We start from the raw sequence: 17,958 nt of genomic DNA, 5'->3' as shown, positions 1-17,958 counted from the left end.
ACACCGCCGCCGCGCTGGAAGCAGGCGTGCGTGACCTTCCTGGTGATCCTGCCGCTGAGCTTCCTGGTACCGGCCCTGTGGCAACCGCTGTTCGCCTGGTTGCCATGGTTCGCTGGCTACATTCCGGCCAACGTGCTGATCACCTTGAGCATCGTGCTGCTGGTGGTCTATGTCTTCATGCCCTGGGTGACCCGCCTGTTCAGTCGCTGGCTGCAACCACGAACCCCTGCATGAGTGGCCCGAGCGGGCCTTACTTTTCGCCGACAAGGAGTACTGCCATGAGCAACGCCATTGCCGATCTGATCCTGCACAACGGCCGCCTGCACACGGTCGACCGGGCCCGGCCGACGGCCACCGCGGTCGCCATCAAGGACGGCCGGTTCATCGCCGTGGGCAACGACGCCAAGGCCATGGCCCTGCGTGGCAGCGCCACCCAGGTCATCGACCTCAAGGGCCGCACGGTGATCCCCGGCCTCAACGACTCGCACCTGCACCTGATCCGTGGCGGCCTGAACTACAACTTGGAACTGCGCTGGGAAGGCGTGCCGTCGCTGGTGGATGCGCTGCGCATGCTCAAGGACCAGGCCGAGCGCACACCGGCGCCGCAATGGGTGCGGGTGGTGGGTGGCTGGAACGAATTCCAGTTCGCCGAAAAACGCATGCCGACCATTGAGGAACTGAACCAGGCCGCGCCGGACACCCCGGTGTTCGTCCTGCACCTGTACGACCGCGCCTTGCTCAACCGCGCGGCGCTGCGGGTGGTGGGCTACAACCGCAACACGCCGAACCCGCCGGGTGGCGAGATTGTCCGCGATGCCAATGGCGAACCCACCGGTATGCTGGTGGCCCGGCCCAACGCGATGATCCTCTACTCGACCCTGTCCAAGGGGCCGAAGCTGCCGCTGGAATACCAGGTCAACTCGACCCGCCAGTTCATGCGCGAACTCAATCGCCTCGGTGTCACCAGCGCCATCGACGCTGGCGGCGGTTTCCAGAACTACCCGGACGATTACGAGGTGATCAACGAGCTGGCGGCCAAGCAGCAGTTGACGGTGCGCATCGCCTACAACCTGTTCACTCAGAAGCCCAAGGAAGAGCTGGCGGACTTCAAGAACTGGACCAGCAAGGTCACCTATGGTCAGGGCGACGACTTCCTGCGCCATAACGGCGCCGGGGAGATGCTGGTGTTCTCGGCGGCGGACTTCGAGGACTTCCTCGAACCTCGCCCGGACCTGCCGCAGACCATGGAGCAGGAGCTGGAACCGGTGGTGCGGCATCTGGTGGAGCAGCGCTGGCCATTCCGCCTGCACGCCACCTACGACGAATCGATCTCGCGCATGCTTGATGTGTTCGAGAAGGTCAACCGCGATATTCCTTTCAACGGCCTGCCGTGGTTCTTCGACCACGCCGAAACCATCAGCCCGAAAAACATCGAGCGGGTGAGGGCGCTGGGCGGTGGCATCGCGATCCAGGATCGCATGGCGTTCCAGGGCGAATACTTCGTCGATCGCTACGGCGCCAAGGCTGCTGAACAGACGCCGCCGATCCAGCGCATGTTGGCCGAGGGCGTGCCGGTGGGCGCTGGTACTGACGCCACCCGGGTTTCCAGCTACAACCCCTGGACCTCGCTGTACTGGATGGTCAGCGGCAAGACTGTCGGCGGCCTGGAGCTCTATCCCCAGGGCCTGAGTCGCGACACCGCGCTGGAGCTGTACACCCATGGCAGCGCCTGGTTCTCCTCGGAGCAGGGCAAGAAGGGCCAGATCAAGGTCGGCCAGTTGGCGGATCTGGTGGCGCTGTCGGCGGATTATTTCAGCGTCGAGGAAGAGGCCATCAAGTGGATCGAGTCGGTGCTGACTGTGGTCGACGGCAAGGTGGTGCACGCCGCCGGCGATTTCTCCAGGCTGGCACCGCCGACCCTGCCGGTGACTCCGGACTGGTCGCCGGTGGTCAAGGTGCCGGGCCACTGGCGCCCAGCCTCGCCGGTGCTCAACCAGGTGCACCAGTGCAGCGGCCCGTGCGGCGTGCACGCCCACGGTCACGAGAGGGCGCGGCTGTCCAATGTGCCGGTCAGTGATTTCCAGGGATTCTGGGGGGCTTTTGGTTGTTCGTGTTTTGCCTTCTGATCGGGCGGCGCCTGCATCGCGGGCAAGCCTCGCTCCTACGGGATTGGAGGCTTCTGTAGGAGCGCAGCTTGCGCGCGATAAACGATAACGCGCTTTACCAGAAACACCACATCATCCGAATAACCGAAAAGTTGCAATAAAAAAGGGACGCTCTTATTGGGAGCGTCCCTTTTTATTTAATGGATCAGCAGTTCATCAGCGACAACGACAAGTTGTACTTAGCAGAACCGGTCAATCACCCGAACTTCCGACCTGTTCTGCAGCGATTGCCATTCATTCTTCAGGGTATCCAGTACCCGTCCGATGAAGTCCCTGTCGGCGGCGGCCTTCTTGCCGACGTAGCCCTGGCCACGGCGGTACATTTTCAGGCGGGCCAGCAGGTCCTGGTTGTTCTTGTCGAACTCTTCTTCATGGGCGTGGGGCGACAGGCAGTCGATATGGACCTGGCCAGACTTGGCAATCCACAGGATGTGGCTGTCATGTTTGTCTTTCTGTGCCGCGAACATACGAGCCAGTTCATCAATAGTAGGTTGATTGTTCAGATTCATTTGTAAGCCCCTTGACCATTTCGATCTATCTAGTTGAGTCGCTAATTGATATCGCTACATCGGTAAGTTGAACCCTGATACCGGAAACAGGGCGACAGAGGGTGTCTGTCGGATACAGATAAGGCCCAGAGCCTGATGCGTGTAGTCGTCTTGATTAACTGCTACGCAATAGCGTCACAACGAAGAGAAGCAGCGTAAACCTGGATCAAGCTGCCGAAGTTTTCAGTTTCGGCCACAAGCATCTTGAGGAGTTTTCGCCAGCTTCCCGCCCTTTGTACTGGACGTTCATGCCAGGTCAGTTTCATCAATCTGCCTTGTGGGCAGTACACATCCGGGTTAACAGCTCGGCGGTCAGACGAGCTTGCTCATAACACCTTTGCCAAGTCTCCCGATCGGGGAGACGTCTGCATCATGCAAGGGCAAATTCGCCTCGTCAACGGTTTTGTAGTGAAAATTTTAAAGCACTACATATTGTCCGACAAAACCTTTAGGCACATGCCCGGAACGGGCTATCGCGACCGAGGACAGGTAGAATCGAGGCCTTGAAACAGGTTCTTGAGGTTGCAGTGGTGGATTTACAGCAGGGCTTCGTCCTGACCCGGCATTGGCGTGACACGCCGGCAGGCACGGAAGTCGAGTTCTGGTTGGCGACCGACGCCGGGCCGCGCCAGATCCGCTTGCCGGTGCAGACCTCCGTGGCCTTCATTCCCGCCGAACAGCAGGAGCAGGCCCGGCGCCTGTTGGCCGACGATCGCGATGTCCAATTGCGGCCCCTGGGCCTGTGCGACTTCCAGCACCGCCCGGTGCTTGGTTTGTACTGCCCGCAGCACAATCAATTGATCCGCCTCGACAAGACCTTGCGCCGCGCCGGCGTCGAGGTGTTCGAGGCCGATGTGCGTCCGCCCGAGCGCTACCTGATGGAGCGCTTCATCACCGCGCCGGTGTGGTTCGGCGGCACCCCGGGCGAGGGCGGGATGCTGCTGGAGGCGCAGATGAAGCCGGCTCCGGACTATCGGCCGTCTTTGAAGCTGGTGTCGCTGGATATCGAGACCAGCGAGACCGGCGAGCTGTATTCCATTGCCCTGGAAGGTTGCGGCCAGCGCCAGGTGTACATGCTCGGTCGCGCTCGCGAGGACGGCAGCGCGGTGGACTTCGACCTGGAGTTCTGCGCCAGTCGCGAGCAGTTGCTCGAGCGGCTCAACCAGTGGCTGGTGCAGCATGACCCGGACGCGATCATCGGCTGGAACCTGGTGCAGTTCGACCTGCGGGTGCTGCACGAACATGCCCGCCGCCTGGCGGTGCCCTTGCGCCTGGGGCGCGGTGGCGAAGAGATGCAGTGGCGCGAACACGGCAGCCGGACCCATTATTTCGCCGCGGCCGCCGGGCGCCTGATCATCGATGGCATCGAGGCCCTGCGCTCGGCGACCTGGAGCTTCCCGTCCTTCAGCCTGGAAAACGTCGCCCAGACCCTGCTCGGCGAAGGCAAGTCGATCGATAACCCTTACCAGCGCATGGACGAAATCAACCGCATGTTCGCCGAGGACAAGCCCGCCCTGGCGCGCTACAACCTCAAGGACTGCGAGCTGGTGACGCGGATTTTCGCCAAGACCGAGCTGCTCACCTTTCTTCTCGAACGGGCCACGGTCACCGGCCTGCCGGCCGACCGCAGCGGCGGTTCGGTGGCGGCCTTCACCCACCTGTACATGCCACTGATGCACCGCCAGGGCTTCGTCGCGCCGAACCTCGGCGAGAAGCCGCCGGAGGCCAGCCCCGGCGGTTTTGTCATGGACTCGCGGCCCGGTCTCTACGAGTCGGTGCTGGTGCTGGACTACAAGAGCCTGTACCCGTCGATCATCCGCAGCTTCCTGATCGACCCGGTGGGGCTGGTGGAAGGCTTGCGCCACCCGGCGGACGACGAGTCGGTGCCGGGCTTTCGCGGCGCGCGGTTTTCCCGCAGCCGGCATTGCCTGCCGTCGATCGTCGCCCGGGTCGCCGAGAGCCGCGAAGTGGCCAAGCGCGAACACAACGCGCCGCTGTCCCAGGCGCTGAAGATCATCATGAACGCCTTCTACGGCGTGCTCGGCTCCAGTGGCTGCCGCTTCTTCGATCCACGGCTGGCGTCGTCGATCACCATGCGCGGCCACGAAATCATGCGCCGCACCCGCCAGCTCATCGAAGCGCAGGGCCACAAGGTGATCTATGGCGACACCGACTCGACCTTCGTCTGGCTCGGCAGCGCCCACGCCGAGGCGGATGCCACGCGCATCGGCCGCGCCCTGGTGCAGCACGTCAACCAGTGGTGGCGCGATCACCTGCGCGATGAGTACGGCCTGGAAAGTGCCCTGGAGCTGCAGTTCGAAACCCACTTCAGCCGCTTCCTGATGCCGACCATCCGTGGCGCGGAGGAGGGCAGCAAGAAACGCTACGCCGGCCTGGTGACCCGCGCCGACGGCACCCAGGAGATGGTCTACAAGGGCCTGGAAGCGGTGCGCACCGACTGGTCGCCGCTGGCCCAGCAGTTCCAGCAGGAGCTGTACCAGCGGATCTTCCACCGCCAGCCGTACCAGGACTATGTGCGCGACTACGTGCGGCGTACCCTGGCCGGCGAGCTGGACGAGCAACTGGTGTACCGCAAGCGCCTGCGCCGCCAGTTGGACGATTACGAACGCAACGTGCCGCCCCATGTGCGCGCCGCGCGCCTGGCCGACGAATACAACCAGCAGCAGGGTCGGCCCCAGCGCTATCAGAACGGCGGCTGGATCAGCTACGTGATCACCCTGGCCGGCCCCGAACCCCTGGAAAACCGCACCGCGGCCATCGATTACGATCACTACGTGACCCGGCAATTGCAGCCGGTAGCGGATGCCATCCTGCCGTTCGTGCAGGATGATTTCAGCACCCTGGTGGGTGGGCAGATGGGGCTGTTCTGAAACAGCTGCCCTGAAGCGGCGGACGGGGGGCGCAACCCCGTCCGCCCAGTGGCTCAGTCAACCACGAACAACTTGGCGCCGACCGCGGTGAACGAGCGATGGGGTTCGGCGTTGTCCGCCACCTGGTAGCTCATGCCGGGCGTCAGCACGAACCGGCGGCCGTCTTCGAGTTCGGTGTGCAGCTCGCCTTCCAGGCAAAACAGGATATGCCCCTTGGAGCACCAGTGATCGGCCAGGTAGCCGGGGCTGTATTCGACCATCCGCGCGCGGATGGCGCCGAACTGCCGGGTGCGCCAGTAGGCGCTACCGGTTTCGCCGCGATGCTCGGTGGCTTCGATCTGTGACCAGTCGGTGGTGCCGAAGGGAATGCCTGCAATGTCCATTGAATGCCTGTCTGTCCGGGTTGAAGTGGCTCAGTCGTCGACCGAGGTGCAAATACCGCTGGCGCCTTGCTTGCCGGTATAGGTCACGACCACCGAATCGTCGTCCTCCACGCTGATGGTCACCGTGACGCCCGCGCCCGTGGCCTCGAAAAAACGTTCGTTGACCGTCTTGGTCTGGGCTTGCTTGCCGTTGATGAACACCGGCCCGCCCTGGTCCGCGCTGACCGGGATATTGCCCGGACAGTCGACGTTGAACGATGGGATGCCTTCGGCGTGGGCCGCACTGGCAACGATCGACAGGGCGCAGCTCAGGAGGATTTTTTTCATTGTGGACTCCTTCAGGAAGCAGACAGAAGCTCGGGTGTGGCAATGGTTCCGTTAGCGCTGAAGCTTAGCGTATGGCACGCCGAGGCAGGGGGTTGGCAGCGATTTTAATGAGGCGCGAAGTCGTCTGGGCATATTGTAGGACAATAAAAATCGTGGACGAGGCGCCGGCCTCTGTGTCAGTTTTTCCCCGCCTTGAATAGGGCGAGTGATAGGACGATCTCGCTAACAGGTCGCCGTGGTCTATCGGAAACTTTCAGCGTTGAACAAGGATGTAAATGATGTCAAAAGCCAAAGAAAATGCCGGTTTTTCGGCAGCTCCAGGCAGCGATGCCTACCAACTGATCACTGCCTTCAGCCACGCTTATGATCGTGGCGGCGCGGAGTTGGTGAACGGCAAGCCGTCGTACACCGCAGACCAGGCCGCCGACCAGATCCTGCGCAAGAACCTGTCCTGGCACGACCAGAACGGCGACGGCAAGGTCGAACTCAGCTACAGCTTCCTCACCCGCGAACCGGCCAACTACAACCCCAAGCTGGGTACCTTCAGCGAGTTCAGCGCGTTGCAGAAAGCCCAGGCGTTCCTGGCCCTGCAATCCTGGTCGGACGTGGCCAATGTGAGCTTCAACGAAGCGGCGAGCGGCGGTGACGGGCACCTGAGTTTCGGCAACTACAACGTCAGCACCGGCGGTGCGGCCTTCGCCTACCTGCCTTCGGGCAGCAGCTATGACGGCCAGTCCTGGTACCTGATCAACGATCAGTACCGGGTCAACGAGACCCCGGGCAACGGCAACTACGGCCGCCAGACCCTGACCCATGAAATCGGCCACAGCCTGGGCTTGTCCCATCCGGGCACCTACAACGCCGGCAACGGCAACCCGACCTACAACGATGCCACCTACGCCCAGGACACTCGCGGCTACAGCCTGATGAGCTACTGGAGCGAGAGCAACACCGGGCAGAACTTCAGTAAGGACGGCGGTGGCGCCTACGCTTCGGCGCCGTTGATGGACGACATCGTGGCGGTGCAGAAACTCTACGGCGCCAACCACGAGACCCGCGCCGACGACACCGTGTACGGTTTCAACTCCAACACCGGGCGTGACTTCTACAGCGCCAGCTCGGCAGCCTCCAAGCTGGTGTTCTCGGTGTGGGACGGCGGCGGCAACGACACCCTGGACTTCTCCGGCTTCACCCAGAACCAGAAGATCAACCTCAACGAAGGCTCGTTCTCCGACGTCGGCGGCCTGGTGGGCAACGTGTCCGTGGCCCATGGCGTGACCCTGGAAAACGCCATCGGCGGTTCGGGCAACGACCTGTTGATCGGCAACGCCGCGGCCAACCTCCTCGAAGGCGGTGCCGGCAACGACATCCTATATGGCGGCGGTGGTCGCGACACGCTGTGGGGCGGGGCAGGGGCGGACACCTTCGTGTTCGGCGAGGCTTCGGATTCGACCCTGACCGAACCCGACTGGATCATGGATTTCACCAGTGGCCAGGACAAGATCGACCTCAGCGGCCTGGCGCAGTTCGCCTCGGGGCAGGCGACCCTGAACTTCGTCAGCGGCTTCACCGGCCACGCCGGCGACGCGATCCTGACCTACTACGCCGAGACCGACCAGACCAGCCTGATGGTCGACCTCACCGGCCTGGGCGCGGTGGACTTCGCCGTGGGCACCATCGGCCAGGCGGCGACCACCGATATAGTGGCCTGATCGACAGCAACGGAAGCGGCGCGCAATGCGCCGCTTTTTTTTCAGAAGCACCGCCTCTCTCTCCAGCCTGTTGCCCAATCCCAAGTTGTGGTTTTTCTCCCAGGCCTTCGCGCGACATTTCTGGCAACATTTTTTCATCCTTGGTCTAGGCTGACTCCGAAAGCTCTCACCCGCACTGCGACAAGGAGGTCGCCATGCACCCAGCCGTTCGTTCGTCTTTTCTCCTGGCCTGGACCCTGCCCCTGGCATTTTGCGCGGTGGCCGCCCAGCCGCCGCTCGATCCGCTCGAGACCCTGAACCGCATCAACCGTAACTACAACACCCTCAAGGACGCCTGCCGGGAGCCCGACACCGGCGCCGCGCGCGGTCATTACTACTGCAGCGGCGTGACCTTGCGCATGGTCAACGACGGGCCGTTCAACCCCTGGGACTACAGCCCTTACGCGATCAAGATCGGTGCGACCTCCTACTCCTGGATCCGCAAGGACCTGAGCACCAAGATCCTCATCCACCCGGCCGGTTTCATCCTGCGCACGCCCACCGATGCGGCGGCCTTGAAGCTGCCGGTCAAGGAGCAGGGCTGGACCTGTATCTACGCCTTCGACGGCGGCACCGGGCCGGAACGCAAGTGGTACGGCTGCGGCTTCTTCGACAGCCGCGAACCGCCGCGCTCCGCCCAGAGCACCATGACCAACCGCAATGCCGCGCTGGCCTATGGCACCTGTTCGGAAGTCGGGGTCAGCACCGCCGAGCAGTGGACGCAGAAATACACCGGCTTGATGAAGGGGCCGATCCAGTACAGCCAGTGTTCCTGGAACGCGGAAAAACCCAGCGACTGGAACGCCATGATCCGGGTCCACGAATCGCGGGTGAACACCACCAACAAGGACCCCTTCGCCTACAGCGCCCAGGTCAACGAATTCATGCTCAAGAATGCCTCGGCGACCAACGATGGCAGCGAGAACATGAAGTACATCGACGCCTTCATCTACAACGTCAACAGCACGCAGAACTTCGCCACCCGCGGTGACCAGGCGCCGCCGAAACCGGAGAACGGCCTGAACAGCGCGCGCAACTTCCAGAAGAAACTCCAGGCCCAGGGCTACAGCGTGCCGATCCTGCGGCTGGACTTCACCAAGCCGGCGGAGCAGCGCTTCAGTTATGTCGCCGCCGACCAGGCGATCGACCTGACGGCCGCCGGTGGCGGGCAGCCCGCGCCGGTGACACCGGCGCCGCGCTATATCGCTGCGGCCACTTGGGTCGAGCGCTACGACCCCGGCAGCAAGAAAAACGAATGGACCCTCAACGTCACGCCCACCGCCCAGGGCAAGGCGATCCAGGCCAGCGACCAGGAGGCGTTGTACAAGGAGCTGTTCGAGCTGCGCGGCGCCGACAGCCAATGGCGCGACAATGAAAAGTCCCCGGGCAGCATGCGTCAGCAACTGAGCTGCCTGGTGCAGAACTACCCGGCCAAGACCGAGTGGAACCTGGAACCGTTCCGCCCCAACGTCACGCCCCAGGAAGCGGCCAAGGCCGGTTGCAATCCCGTGCCGGTGCAGGCGCCGCAGTACATCGCTTCCGCCGACTGGGTCAAGCGCTACGACCCCGGTACCCGCCAGGATGAATGGACCTTGAGCGTGGTGCCCACGGCGGCCGGGCGCGCCTTGCCCAACGAGCAGGCCGGGATGCTGTACGAACAGTTGTTTGCCCTCAAGGGGGCCGACAGCAACTGGCGCGACAATGAGAAATCCGCCGGCAGCATGCGCCAGCAATTGAGCTGCGTGCTGGTCAACTACCGCGGCAAGACGCCGTGGAATCTCGAGCCTTTCCGGCCGGCGCTGTCGGACAGCGAGACCCGCGCCGCGGGGTGCAATCCGGTCCCGCGTTGAGTGGCCGGCCGCTTGATTTTTTCGCCAGGCAGAAGGGAGGTGCAGTGACGCTCGGATGGATCGAAGAGTGCAGGTTGTGTTTTGGCTAATCAGGGAGATGCATGCCATGAAAAAAACTTTGAACAGGATTGTCCCGATACTCGTATTACCGTTGTTCTTGCACATGACATCGGCCAATGCCGAGTCCTGCGAGGAGACGCTGAAACAGGTCGAAAGCCTCTACAACAAAACTGTCGACAGTTGCGGGAAAGATCCGGCGTCGGACTGTTCGGGCCTGCTGATCAGGGGCACGCACCGCGCCGACCCGGCGAAGGGGCAGCAATGGGATGTCTGGAACCCCAGCCCGAAGGCCAGGGAACTGGGGACCTTTGCCGCGTCCTGGATGCGCGCCGACGGCATCAGCTATGAAGACCCGGGCATGAGCACCCAGAACGGCTACATCATCAAGCCGATCGACCTGGTGCGCGACCCTGAGACCCCGGTGCACGTCTACTGCGCGTTTCCCAACGACGCCTGGACCGACTTCCGGGATGACCGGGGCTGCGGCAACAACCGCAACACCAGCCAGACAGAGGCGGTATGCCAGGCCATGGCCCCGCCTATCAACAGCTCCAATGCCTGGGTCGCGCACTTCACCCGGTTCAACAACGACCGCAAGCAGGACCAGCTGCAATGTGGCTTCAACATGCGCAATCCCATGAGCAGCCAGGATCGGGTCAGCGCGTTTCAAAACTTCATGGGGGCCCGGCGAGTCATCAATCCCCGTGAGTTCCAGACCCAGACCGAGTTGCGCCTGGGTAATCCGAAAGATAACGAACTGCCGATCCTGGCGTTTTTCTACAGCGATCAACGGGGCTTGAGCGATGCGCTGGCCAATCAGCGCGACTACAAGAACAAGACCGGCAAGGACCGCAACATCGTCAAGATCGACTTTCCGCGGACGCCGGCCGGCAAGGCCAGCTTCTCGTGCATCCAGACCGCTCCTGCGCCCACGCAACAATTTTGCGACAAGTACATCGAGTCAAGTTCCTGGGTCCAACGCGACGATCCGAAGCTCGGGCCCAAGGCCTGGTCGCTCCAGGTAGTGCCCACCGCTTGCGGCCGGGCGATCAAGGACGACCAGACCGACAGGATGTTTGCCGAGTTGTACAACCAGCACAAAGACGATGAGCAATGGCGGCAATACAGCGTCAATGGTGGCTCGCTCCGCCGGCAATTGGTGTGTCACCTGGCGGCCAGCTATGACGGCAGGCCCGTCCGGAACAAGCCCGAGTGGAACCTTGAGCCGGCGCGGCCTTACGTCGACCAGGCCACGGCTGTAGCCCAGCGCTGCAATCCTTACTGAGGCTTTTTCGTTCGCAACGCAAACGGCCCGGATCTTCTGATCCGGGCCGTTCTCGTTTCCGGGCCCAGTGGACGGGGGCTGGAGGCCTGCGGTGGTCCTGGGATTGATCGCGAGCAAGCTCGCTCCTACAGGAAAATGTACAGGCCTTGCAGGAGCGAGCTTGCTCGCGAAATGCTCGACATCAGTTGTTGTCGATATCGACGTTGCGGGTTTCCCGCAGGCAGATCAGGCCGACAAGCAGGCTGACCCCGGTGATCACCACCGGGTACCACAGGCCGTAGAAGATATCGCCGGTGTACACCACCAGGGCGAAGGACACGGTGGGCAGGAAGCCACCGAACCAGCCGTTGCCGATGTGGTAGGGCAGGGACATGGAGGTGTAGCGGATGCGGGTCGGGAACAGCTCGACCATCAGCGCCGCCAGCGGGCCGTAGCACATGGCGGCGATCAGGATCAGGGCGACGATCAGCACCACCACCATGGTTTTGTTGACGTTCTGGGTGTCGGCCGATTGCGGGTAGCCGGCCAGGGTCACAGCGCCGCGCAGGGCCGCTTCGTCGAAGCCGTCGAGCTGCACTTCGCCGACGCTGACCTGCACCGGGCTGCCGGTTGGCGCGGCGACGCTGGTGTAGGGCAGGCCCTGCTTGACCAGGAAGGTCTTGACCTTGTCGCACGGGCTGTCGAAACGCGCCTTGCCCACCGGGTCGAACTGGAAGGTGCAGGTGGCGGGGTCGGCCAGCACGCTGATCGGCGCCTGGCGGCTGGCCTGGTCGATGGCCGGGTTGGCGTAGTGGGCCAGGGACTTGAAGATCGGGAAGTACAGCGCGGTGGCCAGCAACAGGCCGACCATCAGCACCGGCTTGCGGCCGATCTTGTCCGACAGCCAGCCGAAGAAGATGAAGAACGGCGCGCCGATCACCACGCTGATGATCAGCAGCATATTGGCCAGGGCCGGGTCCATCTTGAGGAACTGGGTGAGGAAGAACAGCACGTAGAACTGCGCGGCATAGAAGGTCACCGCTTGCCCGGCGTTGATGCTGAACAGGGCGATCAGCACCACCTTGAGGTTTTCCCATTTGCCGAAGGATTCGCGAATCGGCGCCTTGCTGGCCTTGCCTTCTTCTTTCATTTTCAGGAAGGCCGGCGACTCATGCAGGCTCAGGCGGATCCAGGTGGAAATGCCCAGCAGCACGATCGACAGCAGGAACGGCAGGCGCCAGCCCCAGACCTCGAACTGATCGCCGGTGAAGTAGCGGCAGCCCAGCACCACCAGCAGCGACAGCAGCAGGCCGAGGGTCGCGGTGGACTGGATCCAGCTGGTGTGGAAGCCGCGCTTGCCCTGGGGCGCGTGCTCGGCGACGTAGGTCGCGGCGCCACCGTATTCGCCGCCCAGGGCCAGGCCCTGGAGCATGCGCAGGGCGACCAGGATGATCGGCGCGGCGATGCCAATGCTCGAATAGGTCGGCAGCAGGCCCACGGCGAAGGTCGCCAGGCCCATGAGCACGATGGTGGCGAGGAAGGTGTACTTGCGCCCGATCATGTCCCCCAGGCGACCGAACACCAGGGCGCCGAACGGCCGCACCACGAACCCGGCGGCGAATGCCATCAGGGCGAAGATGAAAGCGGTGGTGTCGTTGACCCCGGCGAAGAACTGCTTGCTGATGACCGCCGCGAGGGCGCCGTAGAGGAAAAAGTCATACCACTCGAACACCGTCCCCAGGGACGAGGCGAAGATGACTTTCTGGCTTTCCTGGCTGGTGGGCGCGGCGACGGCCGCGTCCATCGATTGAGCATGTTCCGACATATCGATATCCCTCACAGTGATTGTTTTTGTTGTTCCACTGTCGGCGCCAGCGTGGCGTCGCTATCTGCATCTTGTCGCTGTCTTCTGCATCTGCCTTTTGTAGGAGCGAAGCTTGCTCGCGATAGGCCCTTGAGCTTTGCATCGCCCTGCAGGACGCCATCGCGAGCAAGAACTAGGCGTCCCCCTTGCTCCTACACGGATCAGGCGGGGGTGACGGTTTGTTTTTCGGCGGCAGCGCTCCTGGTCGAGGTGGCGAGAATCAGCTCGGCGGCTTTCTCGGCGATCATCAGCGTCGGCGAACAGGTATTGCCGGAGGTGATGTACGGCATGATCGAGGCATCGGCGATGCGCAGGCCGGGGATGCCATGCACCCGCAGTTCGGCATCGACCACTGCATCCGTGCCCTGGCCCATGCGGCAGGTGCCCACCGGATGGAAGATGGTGGTGCCGATGCGCGCGGCGGCTTCGTGCAGTTGTTCTTCGCTGCGCAACTCGGCCCCCGGCAAGTACTCCGTGGGCTTGAAGGCTTGCAGGGCCGGCGCGGCGACGATGCGCCGGGTCAGGCGAATGGCGTCGGCGGCGACCCGCAGGTCTTCCGGATGGCTCAGGTAGTTGGGCTGGATCAGCGGCGCCGCCTGCGGGTCGGCGGAACGGATTTCCACCCGGCCCCGGCTTTGCGGGCGCAGGTCGCAGACCGACGCGGTAAAGGCCGGGAAGGCGTGCAGCGGTTCGCCGAAACGTTCCAGCGACAGTGGCTGCACGTGGTATTCGAGATTGGCCGAAGTCTGTTCCGGCCCGGAACGGGCAAAGGCTCCCAGCTGGCTCGGGGCCATGGACAGCGGGCCGCTGCGGTCGTACAGGTAGCGCAGGCCCATGCCCAGCTTGCCCCATACACTGCCGGCGATCTGGTTCAGGGTACGGGCGTTTTCCAGCTTGTAGATCAGCCGCAGTTGCAGGTGGTCCTGCAGGTTGCCGCCGACCCCCGGCAGCTCGTGGGTGATGCCTATGCCTAAGCGTTGCAACAGGGCGGCGGGGCCGACTCCCGAACGTTGCAGGATACTCGGCGAGCCGATGGAGCCGGCGCTGAGGATGATTTCGCGACGGGCCTTGAAGGTCTGCGGCTGGCCCTGGTGCCGGGCGCTGACCGCGGCCGCGCGGCCGTTTTCCAGGAGCACGCGATCGACCTCCACACCTGTCAGCACGGTGAGGTTGGGCCGCTGGCGGATCGGCTTTAGAAAGGCCTTGGCGGCGTTCCAGCGCACCCCGGCTTTCTGGTTGACCTGGAAGTAGCCGCAGCCTTCGTTGTCGCCGCCGTTGAAGTCGTCGATGCTGGCGATGCCGCTCTGTTCGGCGGCGCTGCGGAAGGCATCGAGGATCGGCCATGACAGACGCTGGCGCTCGACCCGCCATTCGCCGGCGGCGCCGTGAAATTCCGAGTCGCCGGCAAAGTGGTTTTCGCTTTTGCGGAACAGCGGCAGCACGTCCTGCCAGTTCCAGCCGGGGTTGCCGTCGGCGGCCCAGCGCTGATAGTCGCCGGCCTGGCCGCGCATGTAGATCATGCCGTTGATCGACGAGCAGCCGCCCAGCACCTTGCCGCGCGGGTAGCTCAGGCTGCGGCCTTGCAGGCCGGGTTCGGCTTCGGTCTTGAAGCACCAGTCGGTGCGCGGGTTGCCGATGCAGAACAGGTAGCCGACGGGAATGTGAATCCAGGGGTAGTTGTCGCGGCCACCGGCTTCCAGCAGCAGGACGCGGTGGGCCGGGTTGGCGGACAACCGATTGGCCAGCAGGCAACCGGCGGGGCCGGCGCCGACCACTATGTAGTCGTATGGATCGAAGGCAGGCAGCATCCATGACCTCGCTTTATCGTTCTTGTTGGGCTCATCCTAGTTGTTAGCTTTCGTTAAAAGAATGTTAGTTTTTGCTCAGCCGCTGTGCGTTTTTAAACAGCGGCTTCCCCCGGCATCTGCAAGGAAGAGTCATGTTCGACTGGAACGACCTGCGGTTTTTTCTCGAGTTGCAACGCAGCGGTCGCTTGCTGACCGCGGCCCAGCGGCTGAAGACCACCCACGCCACGGTGGCCCGGCATATCGAGGCGATCGAGAAAAGCCTGGGCACCGCGCTGTTCGTCCAGCACGCCCAGGGCTATGAACTGACGCCGGCCGGGGAGGCCTTGCTCAAGCACGCCGAGGCCATGGAGAACGTGGCCTTGCTGGCCCAGGAGGAAATCACCCAGTCCACCGCGCCCCTGGGCAAGATCCGGGTGGGTGTCACCGAGGGCCTGGGCATCATGTTTCTCGCCAGCCGCCTGCGCGGCCTGTTCGAGCGCTACCCGGGGCTGGAAGTGGAGCTGGTGGCGGTTCCGCGTTTTGTCAGCATCCTCAACCGCGAGGCGGAAATCAGCATCCACCTGGAGCGGCCCAACGCCGACATGCTGGTGACCCGCAAGCTCACCGACTACCGCCTGGCCCTGTACGCCAGCCAGGCGTACCTGGACCGCGCGCCGCCGCTGCGCAGCCGCGAGGACCTGGGGCGGCATGCCTGGATCGACTATGTCGACGACCTGCTGTTCAGCCAGGAACTGAAGTTCCTCAACAGTTTCTGCCGCAACCCCAAGGTGGTGTTCCACAGCACCAGTGTGCTCGCCCAGCAACAGGCCGCGCGTTCCGGCCTGGGGATCGCCGTGCTGCCGTGCTACATGGCCGCCGGCGACCCGCAGCTGGTGCCCTTGCTGCCCGGCGAGAGCATCCAGCGCGCCTACTGGATCAGCACCCGGCGCGACCTGCACAAGTCAGTGCGCCTGCGGGTGGTGTGGGATTACCTGGTCGAATTGTGCGCGGCCGAGCAGGGCTTGTTGCTCGCGGAGACTCGTTTTTTGTAGGAGCGGCCGGTCGACGCTCGATTGCCCGCGATGAGCGCAAGAACAACGCGTTCATCCAGGTGATACGCGTCATCGTTGACGTTCATCGCGGGCAAGCCTCGCTCCTACAGGGGGCGCGGATCAGGTCTTTTTCGCTGCACCCTTGAGCTGGACCAACTGCCGCGCTTGCTCGGAGCAGTCCTTGGCCTGGCTGACCATGGCCTCGAACGGCGCGCTGATGATGTCCTCATGGCTCAGCCAGCGTTTTTTCTGGCTCAGGCGGTAGTGATAGCGGTACTCGCCCTTGACCCGTTCGCTGCGCAGGTCCATGTCGAACCAGGGCGAGCGCACGTTGCAGGCCTTGACGTCCTTGTCCAGCTGGGCGCCGGAGAGGGTGATGGTGTAGCGCAGGGTATTGGCGTCGCCGATGTACAGGTCTGCCAACTGGCCGTTGCGGCGGTAGTTGACCAGGAAGTCCCAGTCGCCCTCCAGGGCCGGACTCTTGTAGAAGTAGCTGCCGGAGATGTTTTCCAATGGCTTGAGGTCGGTCAGGGAAGCCTTGACCCGGTAGGTCCTGGGCGCGACGAAGGCGGTCGGCTCGCGGTCGATCTGGCAGTCGCGCAGTTCCCGGGTGAAACGTTCGCACAGGCTCTGGTCGTTGCTGGCGATGCCGCTCTGGTTGTCGGACACCATCAGCCGCATCAGCTCCATATGGCTGAATTCGATACGGGCGTTGACCCTGGCCTGGCCGGTGCGGTCGAAGTGTTCCTGCTTGTCCAGCACGATGCTGGTGTCCGGCGCTTCGAGGGGAATGTAGTCCTCGCGCACCTGGCCGTTGGCGTCGCTGACAAAGGCCCAGCGCTCCTGGATGTCCGGCATGCTGCGGCCCGGGTCGAATACCGGGTTGGTCGGGTCCAGCCACCACACTTTGCCGTCGACCTCGGCCCGCACTATGGCGTGGTTCGGTGCGTGGGTGCCGGGGATCAACAGCGGCGCGACGACGTTCTCGCGGCTGACCCAGGCCGTCTCGGCCTTGATCCCGCTGGCCTTGAGCATGGCGGCCAGGAGCACCGCCAGGTCCTTGCAGTCGCCATAGCCGCGCTGTTCGATCTGCTCCAGCTCGAAGGGCACGTAACCCCGTTCGGTGGCGCGCCAGTCGCCCAGGTAGCGGTAGTTGTCGTTGATGTGCTGCATCAACCCGGCGACTTTCGCGGCGGGCGAGAGCTCGCGCAAGGCGGCCACGGCCTTGGCGCTGGCCGCTGGCAGCGGCGTGGCGAGGATCTCTTGGTAACGCTGGGCCAGTGGGCCGAAATAGTCCTGTACCTCGGTGCTGCTGCCCAGCTCGACCCGCGGCACCCGCTGGATAAAGCCGATCGCGGGTTCATTGATGTAGTTGAGAAAGACCGGGGCCTTCTGCTCGATGGTGAGTTTTTTCCGGTCGCTGGAGGCGCTAAAGCGGTAGTCGTCCATCTGCTCGCTGCGCCAGATGATCGGGCGCGTGGCGCGGTAGGTGATCTTGAAGCTGTCCTGGCGCACCGGCTTGGGGCCGAACTGCAGCACCGAGTGGAACTGCCCCAGCAGCGGTTTGGCCGCGTAATGCTGCTGCACGGTGTAGCTGAGCCGGGTGCCGACCCGCAGGTTGGGGAAGGCCAGGGACGTCTGTTTTTCGCGCAGGAAACCCTGTTCCGGATTGGGCGCGGTGCGCGTATCGATCTGCGCCGGCGCCAGCGCCACGGGCTTGCCGCCCGGCTGGGTGAATTCGGCCTTGCGCAGTTCGAAGCCATCGGTCTCGGCGTAGCTGAAGTCGATGCGCGAAAGCATTTCCCGACCCGCCGGGGTGAGGATGGTGTAGTGCTGGGTGGTGGTGCAGTCGCTGCTGTGGTCTGCGTTGAACTGGCATTCCATCTCGGCGTCGGCGGCCAGGGCGGCTTCCGATTGCGGTTGATAGGCAGCCAGAGCTTGCCAGGAGAGCAGTCCGAGACCGGCGCAGATCAGGGGACGGTAAAGCGGAAAACGGTACATGAGCGCCTCGGGTGA

The 17,958-nt window shown here is 63.5% G+C and carries 12 protein-coding genes and 1 pseudogene; 7 read left to right on the top strand and 6 right to left on the bottom strand.

Annotated features, from left to right (window positions below):
- A pseudogene (locus J4D52_RS21585) lies at window positions 1-234 on the top strand (antibiotic biosynthesis monooxygenase); the annotation flags it as partial.
- 44 nt (window positions 235-278) lie between these two features.
- Window positions 279-2,126: an amidohydrolase gene (locus tag J4D52_RS21580; RefSeq protein ID WP_102677388.1), complete on the top strand. Its 1,848-nt coding sequence runs from the start codon at window positions 279-281 to the stop codon at window positions 2,124-2,126.
- A 218-nt stretch (window positions 2,127-2,344) separates the two neighbouring features.
- On the opposite strand, the gene J4D52_RS21575 is transcribed toward J4D52_RS21580, so the two are convergent.
- Window positions 2,345-2,674 carry a hypothetical protein gene (locus J4D52_RS21575; RefSeq protein ID WP_063429768.1) on the bottom strand — a complete coding sequence of 110 codons (330 nt, stop codon included), beginning with the start codon at window positions 2,672-2,674 and terminating at the stop codon, window positions 2,345-2,347.
- Window positions 2,675-3,243: 569 nt separating this feature from the next.
- On the opposite strand from J4D52_RS21575, the gene J4D52_RS21570 reads away from it, so the two are divergent.
- The gene (locus J4D52_RS21570) at window positions 3,244-5,604 is read left to right on the top strand and encodes a DNA polymerase II (protein WP_173678556.1); all 2,361 of its coding nucleotides are present in this window, start codon (window positions 3,244-3,246) and stop codon (window positions 5,602-5,604) included.
- 53 nt (window positions 5,605-5,657) lie between these two features.
- On the opposite strand, the gene J4D52_RS21565 is transcribed toward J4D52_RS21570, so the two are convergent.
- The gene (locus J4D52_RS21565) at window positions 5,658-5,987 is read right to left on the bottom strand and encodes a DHCW motif cupin fold protein (protein ID WP_025809566.1); all 330 of its coding nucleotides are present in this window, start codon (window positions 5,985-5,987) and stop codon (window positions 5,658-5,660) included.
- A gap of 30 nt (window positions 5,988-6,017) precedes the next feature.
- Entirely contained in the window at window positions 6,018-6,314 is a 297-nt protein-coding gene (locus J4D52_RS21560; RefSeq protein ID WP_102677390.1) for a hypothetical protein, read from the bottom strand.
- Between the two features lie 278 nt (window positions 6,315-6,592).
- Here J4D52_RS21560 and J4D52_RS21555 point away from each other — a divergent pair, with 278 nt between their 5' ends.
- The 3 genes from J4D52_RS21555 (at window position 6,593) to J4D52_RS21545 (ending at window position 11,260) form a co-directional block, all read left to right on the top strand.
- Entirely contained in the window at window positions 6,593-8,026 is a 1,434-nt protein-coding gene (locus J4D52_RS21555) for a serralysin family metalloprotease (RefSeq protein WP_102677391.1), read from the top strand.
- Window positions 8,027-8,220: 194 nt separating this feature from the next.
- Complete coding sequence (locus J4D52_RS21550) at window positions 8,221-9,915, top strand: DUF2599 domain-containing protein (RefSeq protein WP_102677392.1); 1,695 nt, start codon at window positions 8,221-8,223, stop codon at window positions 9,913-9,915.
- Window positions 9,916-10,021: 106 nt separating this feature from the next.
- Window positions 10,022-11,260, top strand: a complete 1,239-nt coding sequence (locus J4D52_RS21545; protein WP_102677393.1) for a DUF2599 domain-containing protein — start codon at window positions 10,022-10,024, stop codon at window positions 11,258-11,260.
- Between the two features lie 181 nt (window positions 11,261-11,441).
- Here J4D52_RS21545 and J4D52_RS21540 read toward each other — a convergent pair whose 3' ends face one another.
- Window positions 11,442-13,064, bottom strand: coding sequence for an MFS transporter (locus tag J4D52_RS21540; protein ID WP_102677394.1), 1,623 nt, complete (start codon window positions 13,062-13,064; stop codon window positions 11,442-11,444).
- A 200-nt stretch (window positions 13,065-13,264) separates the two neighbouring features.
- Window positions 13,265-14,911 carry a GMC family oxidoreductase gene (locus tag J4D52_RS21535; protein WP_102677395.1) on the bottom strand — a complete coding sequence of 549 codons (1,647 nt, stop codon included), beginning with the start codon at window positions 14,909-14,911 and terminating at the stop codon, window positions 13,265-13,267.
- A gap of 131 nt (window positions 14,912-15,042) precedes the next feature.
- On the opposite strand from J4D52_RS21535, the gene J4D52_RS21530 reads away from it, so the two are divergent.
- Window positions 15,043-15,942: a LysR family transcriptional regulator gene (locus tag J4D52_RS21530; RefSeq protein WP_102677396.1), complete on the top strand. Its 900-nt coding sequence runs from the start codon at window positions 15,043-15,045 to the stop codon at window positions 15,940-15,942.
- A 120-nt stretch (window positions 15,943-16,062) separates the two neighbouring features.
- Here J4D52_RS21530 and J4D52_RS21525 read toward each other — a convergent pair whose 3' ends face one another.
- Window positions 16,063-17,943, bottom strand: coding sequence for a DUF3857 domain-containing transglutaminase family protein (locus J4D52_RS21525; protein WP_102677397.1), 1,881 nt, complete (start codon window positions 17,941-17,943; stop codon window positions 16,063-16,065).
- Window positions 17,944-17,958 lie beyond the last annotated feature (15 nt).

The organism is Pseudomonas sp. GW460-12-10-14-TSB1 (genome assembly GCF_017349775.1).
GTDB lineage: Bacteria > Pseudomonadota > Gammaproteobacteria > Pseudomonadales > Pseudomonadaceae > Aquipseudomonas > Aquipseudomonas piscium.
The sequence above is the reverse complement of the archived record's forward strand: the minus strand, read 5'-3'. Positions and strand labels throughout refer to the sequence as shown.

Coding starts and splice junctions, on each gene's coding strand:
- J4D52_RS21560 (WP_102677390.1), bottom strand. CDS start 6,314: ATGAAAAAAATCCTCCTGAGCTGCGCCCTGTCGATCGTTGCCAGTGCG.
- J4D52_RS21580 (WP_102677388.1), top strand. CDS start 279: ATGAGCAACGCCATTGCCGATCTGATCCTGCACAACGGCCGCCTGCAC.
- J4D52_RS21555 (WP_102677391.1), top strand. CDS start 6,593: ATGTCAAAAGCCAAAGAAAATGCCGGTTTTTCGGCAGCTCCAGGCAGC.
- J4D52_RS21575 (WP_063429768.1), bottom strand. CDS start 2,674: ATGAATCTGAACAATCAACCTACTATTGATGAACTGGCTCGTATGTTC.
- J4D52_RS21565 (WP_025809566.1), bottom strand. CDS start 5,987: ATGGACATTGCAGGCATTCCCTTCGGCACCACCGACTGGTCACAGATC.
- J4D52_RS21545 (WP_102677393.1), top strand. CDS start 10,022: ATGAAAAAAACTTTGAACAGGATTGTCCCGATACTCGTATTACCGTTG.
- J4D52_RS21535 (WP_102677395.1), bottom strand. CDS start 14,911: ATGCTGCCTGCCTTCGATCCATACGACTACATAGTGGTCGGCGCCGGC.
- J4D52_RS21550 (WP_102677392.1), top strand. CDS start 8,221: ATGCACCCAGCCGTTCGTTCGTCTTTTCTCCTGGCCTGGACCCTGCCC.
- J4D52_RS21540 (WP_102677394.1), bottom strand. CDS start 13,064: ATGTCGGAACATGCTCAATCGATGGACGCGGCCGTCGCCGCGCCCACC.
- J4D52_RS21525 (WP_102677397.1), bottom strand. CDS start 17,943: ATGTACCGTTTTCCGCTTTACCGTCCCCTGATCTGCGCCGGTCTCGGA.
- J4D52_RS21530 (WP_102677396.1), top strand. CDS start 15,043: ATGTTCGACTGGAACGACCTGCGGTTTTTTCTCGAGTTGCAACGCAGC.